Origin of the sequence: Streptomyces sp. NPDC085524 (assembly GCF_044541755.1) — a bacterium.
GTDB lineage: Bacteria > Actinomycetota > Actinomycetes > Streptomycetales > Streptomycetaceae > Streptomyces.
This window is the reverse complement of sequence record NZ_JBITTH010000018.1, coordinates 93,410-116,369: the sequence shown is the minus strand read 5'-3', so window position 1 is coordinate 116,369 and position 22,960 is coordinate 93,410. Positions and strand designations below refer to the sequence as shown.

The following is a 22,960-nucleotide window of genomic DNA, read 5'->3' as shown; positions in this document are numbered from 1 at the left end:
CCTGGAGGGTGACCCTGGCATGCTTGGCCGGATGAGCAGCCAGCACGCGCACGACGCTTCACAGGTACCCGCGGTCGGGGCGGACAGCCCGTTCCGGCAGGAGCACGTCCTGCGCGACGAGGCCCCGCAGTTCGTCCTCCCACTGGTGGTCCGGATCGAGAAGACCGCGCCGCCCGCCCGGACGGACGCGCTGGAGACGGCGGCCCGCGCGGTGCTCGTGCTGCTCTCCGACGAGCGCGCGCACGGCGAGGGCGAGTGGGCCGAGGCGGTGCGGGACTGGCAGGACGCGCGGATCCGCAAGGTGGTCCGCCGGGCTCGCGGGGCGGAGTGGCGCAAGGCCGGGACCCTGCCGGGTGTCACGGTGCACGGCGACACCTCCGAGGTGCGGGTCTTCCCTCCGGTGCCGCTCGACGGCTGGCCCAAGGAACTGGCGAAGCTCCAGGTGTCGGGCACCGACCTGGACGACCCCGAGCCGGTCGGTCCGGAGAGCGAGCCGGGGCTGCCCGTGCTGTGGCTCAATCCCGACCTCGACATGTCGGCCGGCAAGGCGATGGCCCAGGCCGGGCACGGGGCGCAGCTGGCGTGGTGGGAGCTGACCGGGGCGGAGCGGCGGGCGTGGAAGGACGGCGGCTTCCGCCTGGCGGTGCGCACCGCCCCGCGCGAGCGGTGGGCGGAGCTGAGCGGGAGCGGGCTGCCCGTGGTCCGGGACGCCGGTTTCACGGAGATCGCGCCCGGCTCCTGCACGGTGGTCGCGGACCATCCTGCGCTGCGGGGGCGGCTGTAGGCCGTAGCGTGCCCCGGCCGTCGTGGCCCGGGGAACCTCAAATGTTGCTCTGAACGTCCCCTCCGGCGGATTGGCCCGGCTTCGGCGGGGCCATCACACGGATGTCATCGGCACACGGCCGGATCGAAGGGGGCGGGGGACATGAAGCCCATGGCACGACTGGGAGTGGGCATCGGCTGGCGGCCCGAGATCACGGACGCCGTCGAGCGGCTGCCCGGCCTGGACTGGGTCGAGGTGGTGGCCGAAAACATCTGCCCGGACCACCTGCCGGACTCCCTGGTGCGGCTGCGCGAGCGCGGGGTCCGCGTCGTGCCGCACGGGGTCTCGCTCGGCATCGGCGGCGCCGACCGCCCCGACCCGGCGAAGCTCGCGGCGCTCGGCGAGCGGGCGGTGGCGCTGGGGGCGCCGCTCGTCACCGAGCACATCGCCTTCGTACGGACGTCCTCGCCCCCGCTGGAGGCGGGCCACCTGCTGCCGGTGCCGCGCACGCGGGACGCGCTGGACGTGCTGTGCGAGAACGTGCGGATCGCGCAGGACGCCCTGCCGGTGCCGCTGGCGCTGGAGAACATCGCCGCGCTGTTCTCCTGGCCGGACGAGGAGCTGACGGAGGGGCAGTTCCTGACGGAGCTGGTCGAGCGGACCGGCGTACGCCTGCTCATCGACGTGGCCAACCTGCACACCAACCGGGTCAACCGGGGCGAGGACCCGGCCGCCGTGCTCGACGCGATCCCGCTGGAGGCGCTGGCGTACGTGCACGTGGCGGGCGGCGTGGAGAAGGGCGGCGTCTGGCACGACACCCACGCGCACCCGGTGCCGCCGGTGGTGCTCGACCTGCTGGCCGGGCTGTGCTCGCGCGTGGACCCGCCGGGGGTGCTGCTGGAGCGGGACGACGACTTCCCGCCGGAGGCGGAGCTCGCGGGCGAACTGACGGCGATCCGCGCGGTGCTGACGGCTCCGGCGCTGCCGGCGGCTGCGGACGTCCCGGGCGCGCCGGAGGCTCCGGGCGCTGCGGACGTTTCAGGGGCTGCGGGCGCTGCGGACGTTCCGGGGGCTGCGGAGGCTGTGGGGGTGGCGCCGGACTCGGGCAGCGTCGAGGCGGCACGGACCCGGGTGGGGCTCGGGCAGGCCGCGCTGCTGTCGGCGCTGGTGGCCGGGACGCCCGTGCCCGAGGGGTTCGACCGGCGGCGGATCCGGGTGCAGGCCCGGGCCCTGGCCGCCAAACGGGCCGACGTGGTCGCCAAGGTGGCGCCCGAGCTGCCCGGGATCCTCGGCGGCGCCGATCCGTACCGCGAGGCCTTCCTCGCGTACGCCAAGGGACGGCCGATGACCGGCGGCTACCGCCGCGACGCGCTCGACTTCGCCGAACACCTGCTGGTCCGGAACCTGCCCGCCGACGCGGCTGCGAGGCGGCGTCTCACCGCCTGGTGGCGGGAGCGGGCCGGGGTGCGGCCGCCCCGCGGTGTCGTGAACTGGGCCCGGACGCTCTTCGGGAGGGCGGCATGAGTTTCACCGGTGTACTGGCTGTGGTGGTCTGGGTCGGAGTCGTCGCCTCCTCCGTCGTCCTGCTGCGCGGACTGCGCAGCCCCCGGCCCCGGTCCGGCGGGCCGTCGGGCGGGCTGCACGACCTGTCCGAGGCCGCGTTCCTGGTGGGCGGGCCGGGCGGCGTCGTGGACGCCGCGCTCGCCACCATGCTCTCGGACGGGCGGCTGGTGGGCGGCGGTCCCGGCATCGTCCAGGTGCGGCCGGGGGCGCGGGGCAACGACCCCGCCGAACGCGCCGTCCTCCAGGCCCACCAGGCGGCGCCCTCGGGGTGGCTGTACCAGGTGCGGTACGCGGCCATGCTCGACCCGGCCGTGCAGGAGATCGGGGACGCCCTCGCGGCCCGCGGGCTGCTCTCCCCGCCCGGATCCGGTGGGTCCCGGCGGCGCTGGGGAGTGGTCCAGGCCGTCGTGTGCGCGATCCTCGTCCCGGTGTCGATCCCGCTGACCATCGTGGGGATGGTCGTCCTGTCCGACTCGGTGCCGTTCATCCTGGTGGTGCTGCCCGCGCTGGTGGGCGGGATCGTCATGGGCGTGGTCGGCGCGCGCCGGGCCAGGAGCCGGCTCACCCCGGCGGGGGTCCGGGCGCTGTTCACGATGCGCCGCGCCTACCAGAACGACCAGAGCCCGTACGTGCGGATCTCACTGTCCGGGCTGCGCGGTCTGCGGGACCCGCACCTGCGCCAGCAGCTGGTGCCGGCCGCCCGGGGCACCCGGCTGGCCGCGGCCCAGTCCCGGAGCCGTACGCACGGCGCGCCCGGCCCGCACCACTCGCACGGCTCCGACTCCTCCTCCGACCTCCTCGTCCCCGTCGTCTGGTGCGCGGGCGGCGACGGGGGCGGGAGCGGATCGAGCTGCGGCTCGGGGTCGAGCTGCGGCTCCTCGGGCAGCAGTTGCGGCGGGAGCGGCTCCAGCTGCGGCGGCAGCAGCTCGAGTTGCAGCAGTTCGAGTTCGAGCTGCAGCAGTTCGAGTTGCAGCAGTTCGTCCGGATCCAGCTGTTCCAGCAGCTCCTGACGGCCCATCACGGTCCCATCACAAGCTGTTCACACCCCCTGACCAGGCACATCATCTGCTTGTAGAAAGCTGAGATGTTCTGGGTCCTGTTCCTGCTGGCGGCCTGGGCCGGGGTGCTGGTGTCGTGCTCCCGCCTGCTGCGGGCCGCCACCCGGGCGGCGGAGCCCGCACCGGGCTCCGCCCCCTCGCACCACCACCACGACGAGCTGAGCCTGTACGAGGCCGCCTACCTCGCCGGCGGCCCGATGCGGGTGGCCGACCTGACGCTGGTCTCGATGCAGCGCCAGCGGCGGCTGCTGCTCGCCCACACGGGCTGGGCCACCGTCGTCGACCCCGTCGGGCGCGATCCGCACGAGCGGTCGGTGCTGGGGGCGTTCGGCCCGGACGGGCAGTCGCCGGTGCCGGCGGTGCGGTCCGCGGTGGCGGGGGACGAGGCCGTACGGGACCTCGCGGACCGGCTGGGCGAGGCGGGGCTCGCGCTGAGCGAGGGCGTACGGGGCGGGATCGGCGCGGGGATCCGGGGCGTCCAGGGGGCGACCCTGCTGGTGCTCGCGATGGCGGCGGCCTCCCTCGCCGTACCGCCCGAGGGGATCACGACCACGATGGTGCTGGTCTGGTTCTCGCTGCCGCTGATCCTCTGTCTGGGCTGCCTCGGGATAGCCGGCTTCGACGGGCACCTGCACTCGCCGTGGGCCTCCCCGGCCGGGCAGCGGCTGCTCGTCGCCCTGGACGAGGAGCAGGGCGAGGAGGAGTCGCTGGCCGCGGTGGCCGTACGGGGCGTACGCGCGGTCGGCGATCCCGGGCTCCGGGCGGCCCTCCGGTACGGCAACCGGGGGCGGATCCCGGGGCAACGGGGCCAATGAGGCCGACACCGGCCGCCGTTCCTTTACACGGGCACCGTCCGCCCCTTGAGTCGGCTCATCGGATGACCCGAAGGGCCGACCCGCCATGCGCACACCCCCGCTCCGCCGCCGCACCGCAGCCGCCGTCCTCTCCCTGGCCGTGCTCGCCACCGCCTGCCTGACGGCCGAAGCCGCCGGAGCCGAACCCACGTCCCGCCGCACCGCCGCCCCGGCCCCGACGGCCGGGCCTGCGACCTCCGCCGAAGCCGCCCCTCCCGCCCCGCCCGCCGAAGCCGCCCTTCCCGGCCGCCCCGCCGGAGGCGACCGGCTCGCGGCCGAAGCCGCCGGAGCCGAGCTCACGGCCCGCCGCGCCGCCGCCGCGGCCCTCGGCGGAGCCACCCGCCCCGTCCGCCCCGCCGGAGGCGACCGGCTGGAGTTCGGGGCCTGTCCCGCGGCCGAGGGGCTGCCGCGCGGCGTGCGGTGCGCCGTACTGCGCGTGCCGCTCGACTACTCGCTCCCCGACGGGCAGCAGATCCGCCTCACCGTCAGCCGGGTCCCGGCGACCGGGGAGGGCGGCGCGCGCCGGCAGGGGGCGCTCGTGAACAATCCCGGCGGGCCGGGGGCCTCGGGGATGTCCTTCCCGCTCGCCGCCGGGCTCCCCGAGTGGCGGCGGGTCGCCGCCGCCTACGACTTCGTCGGGTACGCCCCGCGCGGCGTCGGCCGCTCGGCCCCGCTGTCCTGCCAGGACCCCGCCGCCCTCAAGGGGCCGACCCGGATCCCGGCCGTCCCCTCCCCCGCGTACAAGCGGCAGCGCGTCGCCGCTGCCCGGGCCTACGCCCAGGGCTGCGCACGGCACGCCGGCGACTCGCTGCGGCACTACACGACGCTGAACAACGCCCGCGATCTGGACGTGCTGCGCGCCGCCCTCGGCGAGCCCCGGCTGACCTTCATGGGCGGCTCCTACGGCACCTACCTGGGTGCCGTCTACGCCACCCTGTACCCCGGCCGCGTACGCCGCATGGTGTTCGACTCGGTGGTCGATCCCGATCCGGCCCGCATCTGGTACCGCTCCCAGCTCGGCCAGGCCGCCGCCTTCGAGCGGCGCTGGTACGACTTCCGGTCCTGGGCCGCCCGCCACCACACCACGTACCGCCTCGGCACCTCCCCGGCGGCCGTACAGGCCTCGTACGAGCGGGTCCGGGAGGCGCTGGCCCGTACCCCCGCCGGCGGCAGGGTCGGCACGGGCGAACTCCAGGCCGCGTACCTGCGGGCCGCGTACTACGACGACGTGTGGCCGGACCGGGCGGCGGCGCTCTCGGCGTTCCTGCGCGGCGATCCGGCGGAACTGGTCCGCCAGGCCGCCCCCGACCCGGCGGCCGCCGCCGGGGCCGAGAACGCGACGGCCGTCTACACGGCGGTGCTGTGCAACGACGCCCCCTGGCCCGCGGACTGGGCCACCTGGGACCGGGACGGCACGGAACTGGCCCGTAGGGCCCCCTTCGAGGCCTGGCCCAACACCTTCCTGAACCTCCCGTGCGCCTACTGGCCCGTGGCCGAGCGGCAGCGGCCGGTGCAGGTCGGGACCCGGCCCGCGGCGGCGGCGCTCCCCCGCACCCTGATCGTGGCGGCGGAACGCGACGGGGCGACCCCGTACCGGGGCGCGCTGGAGCTCCAGCGGCGGCTCGGCGGCGAGGCCGCACTGGTCACGGAGAAGGGGTCCGGCTCGCACGGAGTGGTCGGCGGACGCAACGACTGCGTGGACCGGCACGTGGAGCGGTACCTGCTGACGGGTGACACCTCGCCGGCAGAGGACGGCGGCGCGCGTGTCACGTGTGCGCCGCATCCGGAGCCCGCACCGGTGTCGCTGGACGACCGGGCGGCGAGCACCCGCGGGGAACCTCCCGGGGCACTGCTGTCGCCAGTCGTCTGAACTTCCGGGGCGGGATCTCCGGCTGCGTCGTTTCGGGGGCAGGGCCTCCCGATCCACCGGAGGAACTCACCGAACGGTGTGGTCGTCCTCCGGTCCTTCCCCCCAGGGGAGGTATCAGGCGAGTCCGGCCACCAGGTCGGCGACGGACTTGCGGCGCCCGGTGTAGAAGGGCACCTCTTCACGGACGTGCATACGGGCCTCGGAGGCGCGCAGGTGACGCATCAGGTCGACGATGCGGTACAGCTCGTCGGCCTCGAAGGCCAGCAGCCACTCGTAGTCGCCGAGCGAGAAGGAGGCGACCGTGTTGGCGCGCACGTCCGGGAAACCGCGGGCCATCTTGCCGTGGTCGGCGAGCATGCGGCGGCGGTCCTCGTCGGGCAGCAGGTACCAGTCGTAGCTGCGCACGAAGGGGTACACGCTGACGTACTCGCGCGCGACCTCGTCGGCGAGGAAGGCCGGGATGTGGGACTTGTTGAACTCGGCCGGGCGGTGCAGGGCCATGTTCGACCACACCGGCTCCAGCGCACGGCCCAGCTTGGTGCGGCGGAACAGGTTGTAGGCGGTCTGCAGCTCGTCCGCCGTCTCGGCGTGCCACCAGATCATGACGTCCGCGTCGGCGCGCAGGCCGGACACGTCGTAGGCGCCGCGGACGGTGATGTCCTTGGCCGCCAGCTGGTCGAAGAGCTCCTGGACCTCGTCGGCGTAGCCGCTGCGGTCCTCCGGAAGAACGTCCTTCAGCTTGAAGACGGACCACAGGGTGTAGCGGATGACCTCGTTGAGGTCCTTCGCCTTCTTCCCCGCGTTGGGAATCTTCTCTGGTGCAGTCATGTGCCTATTGTCCCGTGTGCTGATCAGTGGTCGGTGCCAGGGGGTACCGAACGCGTTCCGAACGAGCCGGTCACCGCGTCCGCGGCCTTGCGGGCGCTGGCGATACAGGCCGGAATGCCCACTCCGTCGTACACGGCTCCGCACACCGCGAGGCCGGGCAGGGCGGCCACCGCGGAGCGGATCCGCTCGACGCGGGAGAGGTGGCCGACGGGGTACTGGGGCAGACCGCCGTCCCAGCGGGTGACGGTGGAGGCCACCGGCCGGGCGGCGAGGCCCACGGCCTCGCCCAGGTCGGCGAGGGAGACCTCGACGAGCTCCCCGTCCTCCCGTTCCAGATCGGCCTCGTCGGCGTACCGGCCGACGGAGGTCCGCAGCAGGAAGAGCTCCGGATCGGCCCCGGCCCAGGCCCACTTGTTGCTGGAGAAGGTGGAGGCCTTGATGGTCCGGCCGTCGACGGGCGGTACGAGGAACCCGCTGGCGCCGCCCCCGGTGACGGAGGCCGGCAGTTCGGAGCGGCGGAAGGCCATCGTGACCAGGGCCATGGAGGCGTACTCGACCCCCCGCAGCTCGGCCGCCGCGGCCGGGGAGAGGCCGTCGAGCAGCCGGGCGGCCGGCCCCGCGGGAGTGGCCAGGACCACCCCGTCGGCATCGACGGCCTCGCCGCCGGCGACGACCCGCCAGCCCCCGGCCGTCGCCACGACCTCGCGCACGGGGGTTCCGGTGACCAGGCGCGCCCCGGCGGCCCGGCAGGCCTCGGCGACGGCGAGCGGGAGGCGGCCGATGCCGCCCTCGATCCCCGCGAAGAAGGCGCCGGTGGCGGCCGCGCCGGTGACGGTGGTGCGCTCGGCGGCCGCGCGGCTCGCGGCCCCGGCCTGCAGGGCGCGGACGCTCTCGGTCAGCGTGGGGTGCTTGCGGACGGCCTCGTAGAGGGCGGGGACCGCGGCGCGCATCGAGATCCGGTACGCGTCGCCCGCGTAGACCCCGCCGAGCAGCGGCTCCACGAGCCGGTCCACGACCTCGCGGCCCATCCGGGCGGCGACGTACTCGCCGACGGCGAAGTCCTCGCCGACCTCGGTGGGCGGCAGCTCCCGCTCGGCCTCGATCCTGGCCAGGCCCTCCGGGGAGAGCACTCCGGAGGCGGCGAGCGGTTCCAGGTCGCCGGGGACGCCCATGACGTGCCCGCGCGGCATCGGCCGCAGGGCGCCCCGGGTCCACAGGTGGGCGGTGGCGGTGGCGGGCGGCTGGAGCGCCTCGCCGAGTCCGACGGCGCGGGCGAGTTCCAGGGCTTCGGGGCGGCGGGCGAGCACGGATTCGGCACCGAGGTCGACGCGCGCCCCGGCGAGCTCACCGGCGTACAGCTTGCCGCCGAGCCGGTCCCCGGCCTCCAGCAGCGTGACGCGGACGCCGTCGGCGAGCAGCCGGTGGGCTGCCGCGAGGCCCGCGATGCCGCCGCCGATGACGACGACGTGCCGGCTCGGGCCGGGGCGATCCGTACGCATGTCCGCTTCGTGCATGGACACATCGTCTCAGACCGATCTCCGAGGCCGGAACGTGACCGCATCGGGACCGGCCCGGGACCGCGGGGGCGAAACCCGCGACGGTCCGGCGCACGTCGAAACGGCAACACCAGCCGATCCTCGGGGGTTTCAACGATGCGCGCACCACTCGGACACCGTTCCGCGGCCACCCTGGCCGCCCTTTCGCTGGCGGGGGCGCTCGCCCTCACCGGCTGCGCGGGCGGCTCGAGCGACACCTCCGCGGACAAGGCGGCGGTCGCCCCCCGGGAGGGCGCGGCCCAGGCGCCCGCCCCGGCGCAGGGGAAGGGGGGCGCAGGCGCGGCGGCGCCCCCCGCCGCGGACAAGAACGGGCAGCAGCCGCCGGCCGCGGTCCGCCCGAACGTCATCCGCACGGCGACGCTGGGCATCGAGACGGCGGACCCGCAGAAGACCCTCGCGGCGGCCCGCACGGCGGCCGACGGGGCGGGCGGCTACGTCGGATCCGAGTCCACCCGACGCGGCGAGGACGGCCGGATGACCTCCACGCTGACCCTGCGGGTGCCCGGCGAGCGGTACGACGCGGTGCTCGGTGCCATGGAGGGCAGCGGGAAGCTCCTGCACCGCAAGGTCGACGCGCAGGACGTGACCGAGAAGGTGGCCGACATCGGCAGCCGGGTCGCCTCGCAGCAGGCCAGTGTGGCGCGGGTGCGGGAGATGATGGACAAGGCCTCGGCGCTGGGCGACGTGGTGATGCTGGAGGGCGAGCTGAGCCGGCGCCAGTCCGACCTGGAGTCGCTGCAGGCGCAGCAGACCGCGCTGAAGGACCAGACCTCGATGGGCACGATCACCCTGGAGGTCTCGGAGCCGCCCGCGAAGGCGGCGGCGAAGAAGGAGAAGGAGCCCACGTTCCTGGGGGCGCTGCACGGCGGCTGGGACGTCTTCACCGAGCTCGTGCGCTACCTGCTGGTGGCGGTCGGCGCACTGCTCCCGTTCGCGGCGGTGGCCGCGGTGGCGGGGCTCGGGTACCGGCTGTACCGGCGGCTGCGCCCGGCGGCTCCGAAGGCCGCCCCGGCCCCGGCGAGGGTGCAGGTCCCGGCGGCCCGCCCGGCGGGGACTTCGGAAACGGGGGCCGGGGTCCAGGACTGAACGCACGTTCGCACGTAGCGTGTTCCCATCTGGAGGGCGCTGCGAAGGGGCGGTAGGGACCATGGCGAGGGAACGACTGGTGGTGGTCGGCGGGGACGCGGCGGGGATGTCCGCCGCGTCACAGGCCCGCCGGCTCAAGGGCCCGGAGGAACTGGAGATCACCGCCTTCGAACGCGGGCACTTCACCTCGTACTCCGCGTGCGGGATCCCGTACTGGGTCGGGGGCCAGGTGGCCGGGCGGGACGACCTGATCGCCCGTACCCCCGAGGAGCACCGCGCCCGGGACATCGACCTGCGCACCCGCACCGAGGTGGTGGAGCTCGACCTGGCCGGATCGCGGGTGCGCGCCCGCGATCTGGACACCGGATCCGAATCCTGGACGGGCTACGACAAGCTCGTCCTGGCGACGGGCGCCCGCCCGGTCCGCCCCTCGCTCCCGGGCATCGGCGCGCACGGGGTCCACGGCATCCAGACCCTGGACGACGGCCAGCGCCTCATGGACACGCTGGAGCGCACGCAGGGCCGCCGCGCGGTCGTCGTGGGCGCCGGCTACATCGGCGTGGAGATGGCGGAGGCCCTGGTCGGGCGGGGTTACGAGGTCACCGTCCTGCACCGGGGCGAGCAGCCGATGTCCACCCTGGACCCGGACATGGGCACCCTGGTGCACGGCGCGATGAACGGCATGGGGATCCGTACGGTCTCCCGCGCCGAGGTGACGAAGATCCTCACCGACGAGGAGGGCCGGGCCCGCGCGGTGGCCACGGCGGCGGGCGACGAGTACCCGGCGGACGTGGTCGTCCTCGGCATCGGCGTCGAACCGCGCACGGCCCTCGCGCGTGCCGCCGGCCTCCCGCTCGGCCCCGCCGGCGGCATCCTCACGGACCTCTCGATGCGCGTCCGGGGCCACGAGAACATCTGGTCGGGCGGTGACTGCGTGGAGGTCCTGGACCTGATCGCGGGCCGCACCCGGCACATCCCGCTGGGCACGCACGCCAACAAGCACGGCCAGGTCATCGGCACGGGCGTCGGCGGCGGCTACGCGACGTTCCCGGGGGTCGTCGGCACGGCGGTGAGCAAGGTCTGCGACCTGGAGATCGCCCGGACGGGGCTGCGCGAGCGGGACGCGCTCGAAGCGGGGCTGCGCTTCGTCACGGCGACGATCCGCTCGACGAACACGGCGGGCTACTACCCGGGCGCGGCGGAGATGACGGTCAAGATGCTGGCGGAGCGGCGCACGGGGCGGCTGCTGGGCGTCCAGATCGTGGGCGGGGCCGGGTCCGCGAAGCGGGTGGACATCGCGGCGGTCGCCTTGACGGCGGGCATGACGGTCGAACAGGTCGTCTCCCTCGACCTGGGCTACGCGCCCCCGTTCTCCCCGGTCTGGGACCCGGTCCTGGTGGCCGCCAGGAAGGCCGTTGCCGCAGTGCGGGCGGCCGGCGTGTAGTCCGCCGTGGGCTGCGGGCGCCTGGGCCGGGTACAGGCCCGGGCGCCCGGGCCGTACGGGCGGCCCTCGAACTCCCCCGGCTACCGCCGGGAGGTGCCACCTGCCGGGGCTGGATCTTCCAGCCCGTCCGGCGTTCGAGGACCGGGGTCCGGGCAGAGCCCGGGAAACGGAGGAAGGGCGGGTCGGGGAGCAGCTCCGCGCAGCGGCGGGGCGAGGGGCTAGCGGGCCGTCTTCGTGTGGACGTAGTCCACCAGGCGGGTCAGCGCGTCCGGGTCCGTCGTCGGGAGGACACCGTGGCCGAGGTTGAAGACGTGGCCCTCCAGCCCGGCCGCAGCCGCCAGCACCTCGTCCGTCTTGGCCTCGACGGCCTCCGGGGTGGAGAAGAGGACCGCGGGGTCCAGGTTGCCCTGGAGCGCCTTGCCCGGGCCGACCCGGCGGACGGCCTCGTCCAGCGCGACCCGGTAGTCGACGCCCATGACGTCCGCGCCGGCCTCGCCCATCAGGCCGAGCAGCTCGCCCGTGCCCACGCCGAAGTGGATCCGCGGGACGCCGTACGAGGCCACGGACTCCAGCACCTTCGCCGACGCCGGCATCACCGAGCGGCGGTAGTCCGCCGGGGCCAGCGCGCCGACCCAGGAGTCGAAGAGCTGGATCGCGGAGGCGCCGGCCTCGATCTGGACCTTCAGGAAGGCGGAGGTGATCTCCGCGAGGCGGTCCAGCAGTTCGGCCCAGAGCTGCGGGTCCCCGTACATCAGGGCCTTGGTGTGCTCGTGGTTCTTCGACGGTCCGCCCTCGACGAGGTAGCTCGCGAGGGTGAAAGGCGCGCCCGCGAAACCGATCAACGGCGTGGAGCCGAGTTCACCCGTGAGCATGCCGATCGCCTCGGTGACGTACGGGACGTCCTCCGGGGTGAGGTCGCGCAGCTGTGCGAGGTCCTCGCGGCGGCGGATCGGCTGGGCGACGACCGGGCCGATGCCCGGCTTGATGTCCAGGTCGACGCCGATGGCCTTCAGCGGGACCACGATGTCGGAGAAGAAGATCGCCGCGTCGACGTCGTGCCGCCGCACCGGCTGCATGGTGATCTCGGTGACCAGGTCGGGGCGCATGCAGGACTCCAGCATGGCCGTGCCTTCGCGCACCTTGCGGTACTCGGGGAGCGAGCGCCCTGCCTGCCTCATGAACCACACCGGGGTGTGCGGCACCGGCTCACGCCGGCACGCCTTGAGGAAGGCGGAATCGTACGTCTGGCTCGGCTGGCCCTGGGGCGTCTCGTTGGCACTCACGACCCGAATCTTCGCACGTATGACGAAGTGCCCGGCCCGGCGCGGGTGTGGCTGCGCCGTACGGGCGCTCGTTCCGCCTAGTCTTCCCGGCATGGCTGCGGCTCAGGGACGATTTTCAGATGGCGCTGACGGTACGGACAGCGCGAAGGAGACCTCCGTCCCGCTCCCGTTCCGGCGGGCGGTCGACGGCTTGAAGAAGGCGCGGCTGCGCACGGGGATCGAGATCGATCCCACGAAGCCGCCGCAGAGGCTGGCGCCGTACGCCTATGCCCTGGAGGCGGCGGTCGTCGACGGGGAGGACGACCTGGCCGACGGCCGGCTGATCCTGCTCCACGATCCGGCCGGGCACGAGGCCTGGCAGGGCACCTTCCGGCTGGTGACGCTCGTACGGGCGGAACTGGAGCCGGAGATGGCCGCGGACCCGCTCCTCCCCGAGGTGTGCTGGTCCTGGCTGACGGGGGCGCTGGAGACGCGCGGGCTGGCGTACGGGGAGGCGAGCGGCACGGTCACCATGGCCGGCTCGCACTACTTCGGCGGGCTCGCGGAACGGCGTCCGGCGACGCAGATCGAGATCAGGGCCTCGTGGACGCCCCGCGAGGGGGTGGGCGGGGTGCCGGACACCTCGGCGCACCTGTCGGCGTGGTGCGAGCTGCTGTGCCAGATCGCGGGGCTGCCGCCGGTGGGTCCGACGGACACGGTCACGGGAGTGGTGTCCCTGCCACAGCGCCGGGGTCCGCACCACCCGTAACGGCGGGGCCGTACGGACGCGCGAAGAGCGCCGTACGGACGTACGAGGAGCCGGGGAACAACCGGTCGAAGCCCGCAACAGGGTGTCGAAACACGGCATCCGTTGCGGGCTTCTGATCACCCTATGATCGATCGTGCGTCCGAATTGCCCGAATTGTTACTCACCAAATCGTGATCATTCCCTAAAGCCGGGCGGGTGACGTGCCGAAGGAGTCAGTGACCATCCGCACGGTTCGCACCGGCTTCCTTCCCCGAGCCGGCCGTCCCGCCACTCCCCCAGGAGGCCTAGGTGTCCGTTCTTCTCGAGCAGCCCGCAAGCCTGGTCGCCTACCGCCCGAACAAGCCGACGGCCATGGTCGTCGTGGCCGACCCGCGCGTCCGTTCCACCGTGACCCGCCACCTGTGGGCGCTCGGAGTACGTGATGTGATCGAGGCTTCGTCCATCGCGGAGGCCCGCCCCCGCGTCGGCAGCCCGCGCGACATCTGCGTGGCCGACGTCCACCTGCCCGACGGTTCCGGTCTCACCCTGCTCTCCGAGACCCGCGCCGCCGGCTGGCCCAACGGCCTGGCCCTGTCCGCCGCCGACGACATCGGCGCCGTCCGCAACGCCCTCGCGGGCGGGGTGAAGGGCTACGTCGTCACCGGTACGCGGACCAACATCGGGCTCCCCACCCGGCCCGGCGCCGCCCCCATCGGTGCCGCCGCCGCCCGTATGCACCGCCGCCCCCCGGGTGCCCCGAGCCACCCGGGCGGCTACCGCGAGCTCTCCGGCCGCGAGGTCGAGGTCCTGCGCCTCGTCGCGGAGGGCCAGTCCAACAAGGCCATCGGCGTCTCGATGGGCCTGTCCGCCCTGACCGTCAAGTCCCACCTGGCCCGTATCGCCCGCAAGCTGGGCACCGGCGACCGCGCCGGCATGGTCGCCGTCGCCCTGCGGACCGGGATCATCCACTGAGCGCGGGCGACCGGAACCCCCGGATAGACGGCCGGGAGCCCCCCGGCAGACTTCCCGCGAACTCCCCGCATGTCGATCGCGCCCGTCGACGGAACGTTCCGGCGACGGGCGCGGCGCATCCACGGATACCCTTGAGCGGTGACCGACGCCCAAGAGACCGCAGCAGACCTGCGCACCACCACCGGGGGCGGCCCCCCGGACGAAGTCGTCAGTTCGTCCGATGGGCCGCCGATTCCTTTGCTCGAGCCCCGTGAGGGCATTCCTCCGGTCGTCGCCGACGCCGCCGCCCTCGCCGAAGTGGTCGCGGCCTTCGCCGCGGGCACCGGACCGGTCGCCGTCGATGCCGAGCGCGCCTCCGGGTACCGCTACGGCCAGCGCGCCTACCTGGTGCAGCTGCGCCGCGAGGGTGCGGGCTCCGCGCTGATCGACCCGGTGGGCTGCCCCGACCTCTCCTCGCTGGGCGAGGCCCTGTCCGGTACCGAGTGGATCCTGCACGCCGCGACCCAGGACCTGCCGTGCCTGCGCGAAATAGGCATGCGGCCGACCTCGCTCTTCGACACGGAACTGGCGGGCCGGCTGGCCGGCTTCCCCCGGGTCGGGCTGGGCGCGATGGTCGAGAGCGTGCTCGGCTACGCGCTGGAGAAGGGCCACTCCGCCGTCGACTGGTCCACCCGCCCGCTCCCGGAGCCCTGGCTGCGCTACGCCGCCCTGGACGTGGAGCTGCTCGTGGACCTGCGGGACGCGCTGGAGAAGGAGCTGGACCGGCAGGGCAAGCTCGAATGGGCCCGCCAGGAGTTCGACGCCATCGCCTCGGCCCCGCCCGCCCCGCCGCGCAAGGACCCGTGGCGGCGCACCTCGGGCATGCACAAGGTGCGCCGGCGCCGGCAGATGGCGGTCGTACGGGAGCTGTGGGAGTCCCGGGACCGGATCGCGCAGCGGCGTGACGTGTCGCCGGGCAAGGTGCTGGGCGACGCCGCGATCGTCGAAGCCGCGCTGGCGCTGCCGGTGAACGCGCAGGCGCTGTCGGGACTGCCCGGCTACGGGCAGCGGATGGGCCGGCGCCAGCTGGAGCAGTGGATGGCGGCCGTGGACCGGGCCAAGGCGCTGCCCGAGAACGAGCTGCCGCAGCCGGGGGCGAGCCCGGCCGGTCCCCCGCCGCCGCGCTCGTGGGCGGACAAGGACCCGGCCGCCGCCGCCCGGCTGGCGGCGGCGCGCACGGCCGTGTCGGCGCTCGCGGAGGGGCTGAACCTGCCGCAGGAGAACCTGATCACCCCGGACACGGTCCGCCGGCTGTGCTGGGAGCCGCCGCAGCGGCTCGAGGCGGATGCGGTCGCCGCGGCCCTGGCGGGCTACGGCGCCCGCCCGTGGCAGATCGAGCAGGTGACCCCGGCCCTGGTCACGGCCCTGGCCGCGACCGCCTGACCGGCCCGCGGCCGAAACCAGGCCCGCCCGACGGGGTCCTCACTCGAGCGAAGTGAGGACCCCGTCCTCGTCCCGGTGGAAGCTCCCGCCCTTCTCGCCGAACACCTTGCCGTTCTTGAGCCATTCCTCGGACATGGCGTGGAGGTGACTGGCCGCCCGCTCCCAGACGATCTGGTGACCCGCGCAGGAGAGCCGGAACATCAGCTTCTTCTTCCCCGGGATCAGCCGGTAGAGCTCGGGCACCGAGAAGTACAGCAGCCCCAGGTCCGGTGCCGTGTTCACGATGGAGTCGTGCTCCCCGTACACGAGGCACACGGGCACCGTCTGACCGAGGACGTTGTGCAGCGGCACGGTCTTGGAGTTCCACCCCCACCAGAACGAGTTCCGCACCCTGACGAACCCCGTCGGCGCTCCGGCCATCGGACCGCCCCACGTGGCACCGATCGCGTCGACGTCCTGGATCGCCTTCCACGCCTCGTCGAGCACACCGTTCTCGCGCTGGTCCGGACACTTCAGGTCCCTGGCCCACGACGCCGTGAGCCCGTTCTTCGAGGTGACGGACATCGGGTAGCCGAAGGCCGCCGCCGGGGTACCCACCGGCAGGTCCACCGGCGCGCCGAAGTCGGTGTTCGGCTTGCTCGCCCTTCCATTGGGCGGGAAGAGCGGCGCCGTCAGAAAGAGGCTCTTGACCTTGTCCGGGTGCTGGATCGCGTACGGCCCGAGCTGCTGCGCGGCCGCGGACCAACCGATCAGGTCGATCTTGGCCGTGGGCTGGCCGATCTCCTTGCGGATGTACTCGACGACCGCGTCGACCTCGTCCCAGTCGCTCTGGGAGTTGTTCAGCTGGAAGGCGTACTTCGCAGGGGCGTCCGGGTCCGGCAGGTCGGCCGACGGGATCGGGTTGGGGGAGAGCAGCTGGCGCTGCACGGGGCTGACGTTGAGCGGCTCGTCCATCTCCGCGGGATGCGCCGACAGCCCTGACCCCTGAAGCTCCATCACGAAGACGTCGTAGCCCGCCTTGGCCAGCTGCTCGGCCCAGCTGTAGTCCTTGTACTGCAGGTCGAAGCCCGCAAGAGCCGGGACGCTCCGGCCGTGCAGCATCAGGACGGGCTTGCGCGGGCCGTTCACGGGTCTGCGCTCCCGGACGAAGAGCTTGATCTTCTCACCGGCGTTGGCCGGGATGGTCGAGTGGTGCTCGACGTAGTGGTCCTTGGAGGTCGTTTCCGCCATCGAGGGTCTCCGTTGCTCGTAACCGGGGGCCCGGGCGGGCGCCCGGGTCAGCCCAGCGTTCGCCTGAGCCCGGGCCCGATGCCATCGACGCGGCCGCTCGGGCCCGGCCGGCGACACGTACGAGTGCCCCCGCCATGCCGATCGGCCGGGCGCACGGCGGGGGCGCGAGGGGGCTCACGGGGTATCGGGCGGTGTGACCTTCGCCGCTGTTCGGGGAGGGGGTGTGCACAAGGGTTACCCGCAAGTAGCATGGGCCGGGTGAGCGGGCGCTCAGTGACGTAGGCCGAGCATGCCCCCGCGCAGCAGCGCCATCCCGTACCTGGAGGAGAGCCAACGTGCCTCGTACCGTCAGGGACGTCGTCTTCGTCGACGGCGTCCGCACCCCGTTCGGCAAGGCGGGCCCGAAGGGCATCTACCACGAGACCCGCGCCGACGACCTCGTCGTGAAGGCGATCCGGGAGCTGCTGCGCCGCAACCCGGACCTGGACCCCAAGAAGATCGACGAGGTCGCCATCGCCGCGACCACGCAGATCGGCGACCAGGGCCTGACGCTGGGCCGCACGGCCGGCATCCTCGCGGGCCTGCCGCAGTCGGTCCCGGGCTACTCCATCGACCGCATGTGCGCCGGCGCGCTGACCGCCGTGACCGCCGTCGCGGGCGGTGTGGCCTTCGGTGCGTACGACGTCGCCCTCGCCGGCGGTGTCGAGCACATGGGCCGCCACCCCATGGGCGAGGGCGTCGACCCGAACCCGCGCTTCGTCTCCGAGAAGCTGGTCGACGAGTCCGCCCTGTTCATGGGCATGACCGCCGAGAACCTGCACGACCGGTACCCGACGATCACCAAGCTCCGCGCCGACGAGTACGCCGTGCGCTCGCAGGAGAAGGCCGCCAAGGCGTACGCCGACGGCAAGATCCAGCAGGACCTGGTCCCGATCTCGGTGCGCAACACCAACGAGGCGGCCGGTGAGACGGGCTGGGGCCTGGTCACCACCGACGAGCCGATGCGCCCGGGCACCACGCTGGAGAACCTGGCCGGCCTGAAGACCCCGTTCCGTACGCACGGCCGGGTCACCGCGGGCAACGCCGCCGGTCTCAACGACGGTGCCACCGCCGCGATCATCGCCTCCGAGGACTTCGCCCGGGAGAACAACCTCCCGGTCAAGATGCGCCTGGTCTCGTACTCCTTCGCGGGTGTCGAGCCGGAGGTCATGGGCTACGGCCCGATCCCGGCCACCGAGAAGGCCCTCGCCCAGGCCGGCCTGTCCATCGAGGACATAGGCCTGTTCGAGATCAACGAGGCCTTCGCGGTCCAGGTCCTCGCCTTCCTGGAGCACTACGGCATCGCCGACGACGACGCCCGCGTGAACCAGTACGGCGGCGCCATCGCCTTCGGTCACCCGCTCGCCTCCTCCGGCGTGCGCCTGATGACGCAGCTGGCCCGCCAGTTCGAGGAGCAGCCGCACGTCCGCTACGGCCTGACCACCATGTGCGTCGGCTTCGGCATGGGCGCCACGGTCATCTGGGAGAACCCGAACTTCAACGCCGAGGGAGACTCCAAGTGAGCACCACCGCTGAGCTCCTGAAGGGCGCGGCCGAGCTGTTCCCGGACGAGGTCGTCACGTCCGCGCACGTCCGTCACCTGGACCTGCCGTTCGGCGCCGGGCGCTTCGCGCTCATCACGCTGGACAACGGCTTCGACCACACCAAGCCGACCACCTTCGGCCCGCAGTCCCTCGCCAACCTGAACGCGGCGATCGACCAGGTCGAGCAGGAGGCCCTCGCGGGCTCCATCGTCGGCGCGGGCATCACCGGCAAGCCGTTCATCTTCGCGGTCGGCGCCGACCTCAAGGGCGTCGAGCTGCTGAAGAAGCACGACGAGGCGCTCGCCATCGGCAAGGGCGGCCACGACGTCTTCAAGCGTCTGTCCGCGCTGGCCGTCCCGACCTTCGCGTACTACAACGGCGCGGCGATGGGCGGCGGCGTCGAGGTCGGTCTGCACTGCTCGTACCGCACCGTCTCGAAGGCCATCCCGGCCTTCTCGCTGCCCGAGGTCTTCCTCGGCCTGGTTCCGGGCTGGGGCGGCTGCGCCATCCTCCCGAACCTGATCGGCGCAGAGCGCGCGGTCTCGGTCATCATCGAGAACTCGCTGAACCAGAACCGCCAGCTCAAGGGCAAGCAGGTCTTCGAGCTCGGGATCGCCGACGCGATCTTCGAGGGCGCGGACTTCCTGGAGCAGTCGCTCCTGTGGACCGCGAACGTCCTGAACGGCACCACCGAGGTCGTTCGCGCGGAGATCGACCGCGGCGAGGCCTGGGACGCGGCCGTCGCCAAGGGCCGCTTCATCGCGGACTCCAAGGTGCACGGCGCCGCTCCGGCCGCCTACCGCGCGCTGGACATCATCGCCGCGGCCAAGGACGGCGACCTGCAGGCCGGCTTCGACGCCGAGGACACGGCCCTGGCCGACCTCATCATGGGCGGCGAGCTGCGCTCGGGCATCTACGCCTTCAACCTGGTCCAGAAGCGCGGCAAGCGCCCGGCCGGCGCCCCGGACAAGAGCCTGGCGCGCCCGGTCACCAAGGTCGGCGTCGTCGGCGCGGGCCTGATGGCCTCGCAGCTGGCCCTGCTGTTCCTGCGCCGCCTCGAGGTGCCGGTGGTCCTCACCGACATCGACCAGGAGCGCGTGGACAAGGGCGTGGGCTACGTCCACGCCGAGATCCAGAAGCTGCTCGGCAAGGGCCGCATCAACCAGGACAAGGCCAACCGCCTGACCGCCCTGGTGACGGGTGTCCTGGACAAGGCCGAGGGCTTCGCGGACGCGGACTTCATCATCGAGGCCGTGTTCGAGGAGATGTCCGTCAAGCAGAAGGTGTTCGCGGAGGTCGAGGCGGTCGCCCCGGCGCACGCGATCCTCGCCACCAACACCTCCTCGCTGTCGGTGTCGGAGATGGCCTCGAAGCTCCAGCACCCGGAGCGCGTGGTCGGCTTCCACTTCTTCAACCCGGTCGCGATCCTGCCGCTGCTGGAGATCGTCCGCGGTGAGCAGACGGACGACGCCTCGCTGGCCACGGCCTTCGGTGTCGCCAAGAAGCTGAAGAAGACCGCGGTGCTGACGAAGGACGCCCCGGCGTTCGTCGTGAACCGCATCCTGACCCGCTTCATGGGCGAGATCCAGAACGTCATCGACGAGGGCACCCCGGTCGTCACGGCGGAGAAGGCCATCGAGCCGCTCGGCCTGCCGATGTCCCCGCTGGTGCTCCTGGAGCTCGTCGGCCCGGCCATCGGTCTGCATGTGTCCGAGACCCTGAACCGCGCCTTCCCGGAGCGCTTCACCGTCTCCCCGAACCTGGCTGCCGTCGTCAAGGCCGGCAAGCGCGGCTTCTACAAGTACGACTCCGGCAAGCCGGAGCTGGACCCCGAGGTCGCCGCCCTCCTGGTGCAGGGCGACTCCGTCCTGACGGAGGAGCAGGTCCGCGACCGCGTCCTGGACGCGGTGGCGCAGGAGATCGGCCTGATGCTGGAGGAGGGTGTCGTGGCCGAGGCCCAGGACATCGACCTCTGCCTCATCACGGGCGCCGGCTGGCCCTTCCACCTGGGCGGCATCACGCCGTACCTGGACCGTGAGGGTGTCTCGGAGCGCGTGAACGGCAAGAAGTTCCTGGCCCCGGGCGTCGCGAGCGTCCCGGCCTGAGGCCGTCGGCGGCCGGCATGACGCCGGCCGCCACCCGAACGGCGCCCGTCCTCCCCCGGAGGGCGGGCGCCGTTCGTCTTGCGGCCACCCGGTGTCCGGGATCCGTACGCCACCCCGGATAATCGGGGAATGTTCGAGCGCAACAGCAGTTCCGGCCGCTTTCCCAGGATCCCGACGGCGGTCGTGGTGACGGCGCTGTGCGCAGTGGTCGCCGCCCTCATCGGGGCGGCCGGATACGCCATGACCCGCGAGAAGGCGCCCTCGGCGCAGCAGGGGCCGGCGGTTCCGGCCCCTATGAAGCGGATCAACGTCCTGGACTGGAACATCTGCGGGGAGGCGGGCGGGCAGCGCGGGCAGCGCGGTTTCTGCCCCAACCGCAACCGGCCGGACCTGACCGTGGCCGAGATCAAGGCGATGGTCTCCGAGCGGCACGCCGACGTCGTCACCCTCCAGGAGGTCTGCGGCGGCGCACCGGGCAGCCACCTGGCCCTGCTGGAGGCCGCCCTCGAACCGGGCTGGACGGTGCTGCGCGCCCGCGGGACCCGGCCCGACGGGGCGTCGGAGTGCCGCGGCTCCCTCACCGGTGAGCTGGGCGTGGCGGTCGCGGTGCGCGGGAAAATCGTTTCGTCCACCGAAGGCAACACCCTCACGGACGACCCCGCCGAGAACTACGGCCAGGTCTCCCCGCTGCTGTGCGTCGACGTGGAGGGCTGGTCGCACCGGATCTGCACGATCCACCTGCTGCCCTCGAGCGACAAGCGGGGCGCCGATCAGGCCGCCCGGATCGCCGAGCGGATCTCGCCCGACGGGAAGCCGTACGTCCTGACCGGGGACTTCAACCGCAGCTCCAAGTCCCCCGAACTGGTCCCGCTGACCAGCACGCTGACGGAGTGCAAGCTCCTGACGCAGGAGGAGCAGACCACGCACCACTCCTGGGACGCCAAGGCCGGCAAGCACGTGTACCGGACCCTGGACCACATCTTCGTCAGCCGGGAACAGAACGGCACCAAGGCCTCCCTCTCGGGCTGCGGGATCGACCGCTCCCGGATGGACACCACCCCGAACGAGGAGGACATGCCGCCCAACGGCAAGTCCGACCACGCACCGGTCTACGCGACGGTGCGGATCAACCGCTAGGCCGTCCCTTCCCCTCCCGGAGGGACGGCCCCGGCCGGCGCCTGCCTCACCAGCGGCCCGCGAAGGGCATGTGGTCGCACTTCTCGTCGCACGGCACCCGGGACATCGTGGACTCGCGGATCCAGTGCCCTTCCGGGATGCCGTGCACGCGCAGGGTGTACTGGGCGGGCTTGGAGTGGATCGCACTGAAGATGGCCACGAACTCCAGCTCGTAGGTGCCCGGCCGCCAGTCGTGCTGGTGGGTGACCTTCCAGGTGCCGTCCTTCTGCACCGGGGCCGCGGCGATCAGCCGCTGCCCCTCCCGCACCATCACCTGCGAGACGCCGGGGACCGCGGTCCCCGAGAAGCGCGGCCGGGGCCCGCTGATGGTGCCCTGGCGGGGGCCGAGCACGACGGGGGGCTCGACGGTGTCCCACACCTGGAACGGCAGCTGGGCCAGGTCGGACAGGCCCTGGCCGGTGATGCCGACGGCCTGCACCAGACGGTCGCCCGCCTGCCACTTGACCGCCCGGCGCCAGGTCCACTTGCCTTCGGCGTTGACCCGGGTGCCGCCGATGTAGTGGCCCTGCTCGAAGAAGAGCAGGTACGAGGTGCCGGGCGCGGCCGTGCCCCAGAACTTCTGCATGGCGCTGACGGCCTGGCCGGGCTTCGGCCCGCTGAACACCGGGGCGGGCGCCGCCCCTCCGGGGCCCTGGAGGGCGCGCTCGGGCGACTCGACGGTGAACTCGGTCAGCACCGGCGGGTAGGCCGGGTTCTGTGCGACCGCCTCCGGGCTCACCAGCCCGTAGGGCAGGCCGCCGGTCTGGCCCATCCCGATGGCGATGACCCGGGCGACCTCGCGGGCGCCGAGCTCGTTGAAGTGGGAGGCGTCGATCAGCCCGTCGGGGTGGTTGGGGTGCTCGCCCGCATCGACCCAGCGGTAGTACTGGCGGGCCCGCTGGGGGCCCAGCTCGTGCAGCATCTGCGCGGTCAGCAGGTTCACGTCGATCAGCGGGGTGCCGGTCTCGGCGGCGACCTCCCGCACCACCTGCGGGTAGCCGTCGCGGGTGTCGGCGACCGACCCGTCGGCCTCGAAGACGCAGCGCACGGCCGGGGTGAGCAGCACGGGGACGGCGCCCTCGGTGCGGATCGCGGCCACGTAGAGGTGGAGGAACTCCCGCAGCTCCCGGTGGGTGTGGTAGAGCGCGGGCTTGTCGATGCGCTGCTCGACGCCGCCGAAGTCCACCAGCACCACGTCGCCCGGGCTCAGCAGGTTGAGCAGGCTCAGGAACTTCTCGGTGTAGTACGAGCGCGCCGTCATCGCGTCGCGCGCGTAGTTCTTCACCTCGACGTACTGCGTGAGGTAGTCGCCCAGGAACTGGCCCCATCCGGCGAACGGGGCCTCTTTCGGGGTCCGGGAGGCGGCCACGGAATTCCCGATGATGCACAGCTTGGTCACGACTTCTCCTCTGTCACGCTGATCTCTCCACGCATGCCGAA

At 73.2% G+C, this 22,960-nt stretch carries 18 protein-coding genes; 13 read left to right on the top strand and 5 right to left on the bottom strand.

All coding sequences use genetic code 11. The annotated features are described in order from the left end of the window. The first annotated feature begins 31 nt into the window (after nucleotides 1-31). From ACIGFK_RS26435 to ACIGFK_RS26415, 5 genes are all read left to right on the top strand, one after another. Nucleotides 32-784, top strand: a complete 753-nt coding sequence (locus ACIGFK_RS26435) for a peptidyl-tRNA hydrolase (RefSeq protein ID WP_376656950.1) — start codon at nucleotides 32-34, stop codon at nucleotides 782-784. 150 nt (nucleotides 785-934) lie between these two features. Continuing rightward, on the top strand, nucleotides 935-2,287 hold the full coding sequence (locus ACIGFK_RS26430) for a DUF692 domain-containing protein (RefSeq protein WP_400053819.1): 1,353 nt from the start codon (nucleotides 935-937) through the stop codon (nucleotides 2,285-2,287). Further along, a complete protein-coding gene (locus ACIGFK_RS26425) occupies nucleotides 2,284-3,336 on the top strand; it encodes a TIGR04222 domain-containing membrane protein (protein WP_400053817.1) in 1,053 nt (350 codons plus the stop codon). Before ACIGFK_RS26430 ends, ACIGFK_RS26425 begins: the two co-directional genes overlap by 4 nt. 74 nt (nucleotides 3,337-3,410) lie before the next feature. Next, complete coding sequence (locus ACIGFK_RS26420) at nucleotides 3,411-4,199, top strand: TIGR04222 domain-containing membrane protein (RefSeq protein ID WP_376656953.1); 789 nt, start codon at nucleotides 3,411-3,413, stop codon at nucleotides 4,197-4,199. 85 nt (nucleotides 4,200-4,284) lie between these two features. Further along, nucleotides 4,285-6,108 carry an alpha/beta fold hydrolase gene (locus tag ACIGFK_RS26415; RefSeq protein ID WP_400053814.1) on the top strand — a complete coding sequence of 608 codons (1,824 nt, stop codon included), beginning with the start codon at nucleotides 4,285-4,287 and terminating at the stop codon, nucleotides 6,106-6,108. Nucleotides 6,109-6,222: 114 nt separating this feature from the next. Here the strand turns inward: ACIGFK_RS26415 and hemQ are convergent, their stop codons facing one another. Then, nucleotides 6,223-6,936, bottom strand: a complete 714-nt coding sequence (hemQ, locus tag ACIGFK_RS26410; protein ID WP_376656955.1) for a hydrogen peroxide-dependent heme synthase — start codon at nucleotides 6,934-6,936, stop codon at nucleotides 6,223-6,225. A gap of 23 nt (nucleotides 6,937-6,959) precedes the next feature. Further along, nucleotides 6,960-8,450, bottom strand: a complete 1,491-nt coding sequence (hemG, locus tag ACIGFK_RS26405) for a protoporphyrinogen oxidase (RefSeq protein WP_400053812.1) — start codon at nucleotides 8,448-8,450, stop codon at nucleotides 6,960-6,962. A 138-nt stretch (nucleotides 8,451-8,588) separates the two neighbouring features. On the opposite strand from hemG, the gene ACIGFK_RS26400 reads away from it, so the two are divergent. Beyond that, nucleotides 8,589-9,578 carry a DUF4349 domain-containing protein gene (locus tag ACIGFK_RS26400; protein ID WP_376656957.1) on the top strand — a complete coding sequence of 330 codons (990 nt, stop codon included), beginning with the start codon at nucleotides 8,589-8,591 and terminating at the stop codon, nucleotides 9,576-9,578. A 61-nt stretch (nucleotides 9,579-9,639) separates the two neighbouring features. Next, complete coding sequence (locus ACIGFK_RS26395; protein ID WP_376656958.1) at nucleotides 9,640-11,022, top strand: FAD-dependent oxidoreductase; 1,383 nt, start codon at nucleotides 9,640-9,642, stop codon at nucleotides 11,020-11,022. Nucleotides 11,023-11,240: 218 nt separating this feature from the next. Here the strand turns inward: ACIGFK_RS26395 and hemE are convergent, their stop codons facing one another. After that, on the bottom strand, nucleotides 11,241-12,305 hold the full coding sequence (hemE, locus tag ACIGFK_RS26390) for a uroporphyrinogen decarboxylase (RefSeq protein ID WP_376656959.1): 1,065 nt from the start codon (nucleotides 12,303-12,305) through the stop codon (nucleotides 11,241-11,243). Nucleotides 12,306-12,396: 91 nt separating this feature from the next. Between hemE and ACIGFK_RS26385 the strand changes: the two genes are divergently transcribed. The 3 genes from ACIGFK_RS26385 to ACIGFK_RS26375 all read left to right on the top strand — a co-directional run bounded on the left by ACIGFK_RS26385 (nucleotide 12,397) and on the right by ACIGFK_RS26375 (nucleotide 15,426). After that, nucleotides 12,397-13,053, top strand: coding sequence for a DUF3000 domain-containing protein (locus tag ACIGFK_RS26385; RefSeq protein WP_376656960.1), 657 nt, complete (start codon nucleotides 12,397-12,399; stop codon nucleotides 13,051-13,053). A gap of 288 nt (nucleotides 13,054-13,341) precedes the next feature. Then, entirely contained in the window at nucleotides 13,342-14,004 is a 663-nt protein-coding gene (locus ACIGFK_RS26380) for a response regulator transcription factor (protein ID WP_007267191.1), read from the top strand. 138 nt (nucleotides 14,005-14,142) lie between these two features. Further along, nucleotides 14,143-15,426, top strand: a complete 1,284-nt coding sequence (locus ACIGFK_RS26375) for an HRDC domain-containing protein (protein ID WP_376656961.1) — start codon at nucleotides 14,143-14,145, stop codon at nucleotides 15,424-15,426. 39 nt (nucleotides 15,427-15,465) lie between these two features. Here the strand turns inward: ACIGFK_RS26375 and ACIGFK_RS26370 are convergent, their stop codons facing one another. Next, on the bottom strand, nucleotides 15,466-16,656 hold the full coding sequence (locus ACIGFK_RS26370) for an alpha/beta hydrolase (protein WP_376656962.1): 1,191 nt from the start codon (nucleotides 16,654-16,656) through the stop codon (nucleotides 15,466-15,468). A 335-nt stretch (nucleotides 16,657-16,991) separates the two neighbouring features. Between ACIGFK_RS26370 and ACIGFK_RS26365 the strand changes: the two genes are divergently transcribed. The 3 genes from ACIGFK_RS26365 to ACIGFK_RS26355 all read left to right on the top strand — a co-directional run bounded on the left by ACIGFK_RS26365 (nucleotide 16,992) and on the right by ACIGFK_RS26355 (nucleotide 21,481). Next, the gene (locus tag ACIGFK_RS26365; RefSeq protein WP_030234769.1) at nucleotides 16,992-18,218 is read left to right on the top strand and encodes an acetyl-CoA C-acyltransferase; all 1,227 of its coding nucleotides are present in this window, start codon (nucleotides 16,992-16,994) and stop codon (nucleotides 18,216-18,218) included. After that, the gene (locus ACIGFK_RS26360; RefSeq protein ID WP_376656963.1) at nucleotides 18,215-20,344 is read left to right on the top strand and encodes a 3-hydroxyacyl-CoA dehydrogenase NAD-binding domain-containing protein; all 2,130 of its coding nucleotides are present in this window, start codon (nucleotides 18,215-18,217) and stop codon (nucleotides 20,342-20,344) included. The genes ACIGFK_RS26365 and ACIGFK_RS26360 overlap by 4 nt, the downstream gene beginning before the upstream one ends. Nucleotides 20,345-20,473: 129 nt before the next feature. Next, nucleotides 20,474-21,481 (top strand): endonuclease/exonuclease/phosphatase family protein, encoded by a 1,008-nt coding sequence (locus ACIGFK_RS26355; protein ID WP_400053808.1) that lies wholly within the window; start codon nucleotides 20,474-20,476, stop codon nucleotides 21,479-21,481. Nucleotides 21,482-21,527: 46 nt separating this feature from the next. Here ACIGFK_RS26355 and ACIGFK_RS26350 read toward each other — a convergent pair whose 3' ends face one another. Further along, nucleotides 21,528-22,919: a GDSL-type esterase/lipase family protein gene (locus tag ACIGFK_RS26350; protein WP_376661455.1), complete on the bottom strand. Its 1,392-nt coding sequence runs from the start codon at nucleotides 22,917-22,919 to the stop codon at nucleotides 21,528-21,530. Between the last annotated feature and the right edge of the window lie 41 nt (nucleotides 22,920-22,960).

What these genes read in the sequence shown, in the direction of transcription:
- ACIGFK_RS26435 (WP_376656950.1), top strand. Translation starts at nt 32, where the DNA reads ATGAGCAGCCAGCACGCGCACGACGCTTCACAGGTACCCGCGGTCGGG.
- ACIGFK_RS26430 (WP_400053819.1), top strand. Translation starts at nt 935, where the DNA reads ATGGCACGACTGGGAGTGGGCATCGGCTGGCGGCCCGAGATCACGGAC.
- ACIGFK_RS26425 (WP_400053817.1), top strand. Translation starts at nt 2,284, where the DNA reads ATGAGTTTCACCGGTGTACTGGCTGTGGTGGTCTGGGTCGGAGTCGTC.
- ACIGFK_RS26420 (WP_376656953.1), top strand. Translation starts at nt 3,411, where the DNA reads ATGTTCTGGGTCCTGTTCCTGCTGGCGGCCTGGGCCGGGGTGCTGGTG.
- ACIGFK_RS26415 (WP_400053814.1), top strand. Translation starts at nt 4,285, where the DNA reads ATGCGCACACCCCCGCTCCGCCGCCGCACCGCAGCCGCCGTCCTCTCC.
- hemQ (WP_376656955.1), bottom strand. Translation starts at nt 6,936, where the DNA reads ATGACTGCACCAGAGAAGATTCCCAACGCGGGGAAGAAGGCGAAGGAC.
- hemG (WP_400053812.1), bottom strand. Translation starts at nt 8,450, where the DNA reads ATGCACGAAGCGGACATGCGTACGGATCGCCCCGGCCCGAGCCGGCAC.
- ACIGFK_RS26400 (WP_376656957.1), top strand. Translation starts at nt 8,589, where the DNA reads ATGCGCGCACCACTCGGACACCGTTCCGCGGCCACCCTGGCCGCCCTT.
- ACIGFK_RS26395 (WP_376656958.1), top strand. Translation starts at nt 9,640, where the DNA reads ATGGCGAGGGAACGACTGGTGGTGGTCGGCGGGGACGCGGCGGGGATG.
- ACIGFK_RS26385 (WP_376656960.1), top strand. Translation starts at nt 12,397, where the DNA reads ATGGCTGCGGCTCAGGGACGATTTTCAGATGGCGCTGACGGTACGGAC.
- ACIGFK_RS26370 (WP_376656962.1), bottom strand. Translation starts at nt 16,656, where the DNA reads ATGGCGGAAACGACCTCCAAGGACCACTACGTCGAGCACCACTCGACC.
- ACIGFK_RS26355 (WP_400053808.1), top strand. Translation starts at nt 20,474, where the DNA reads ATGTTCGAGCGCAACAGCAGTTCCGGCCGCTTTCCCAGGATCCCGACG.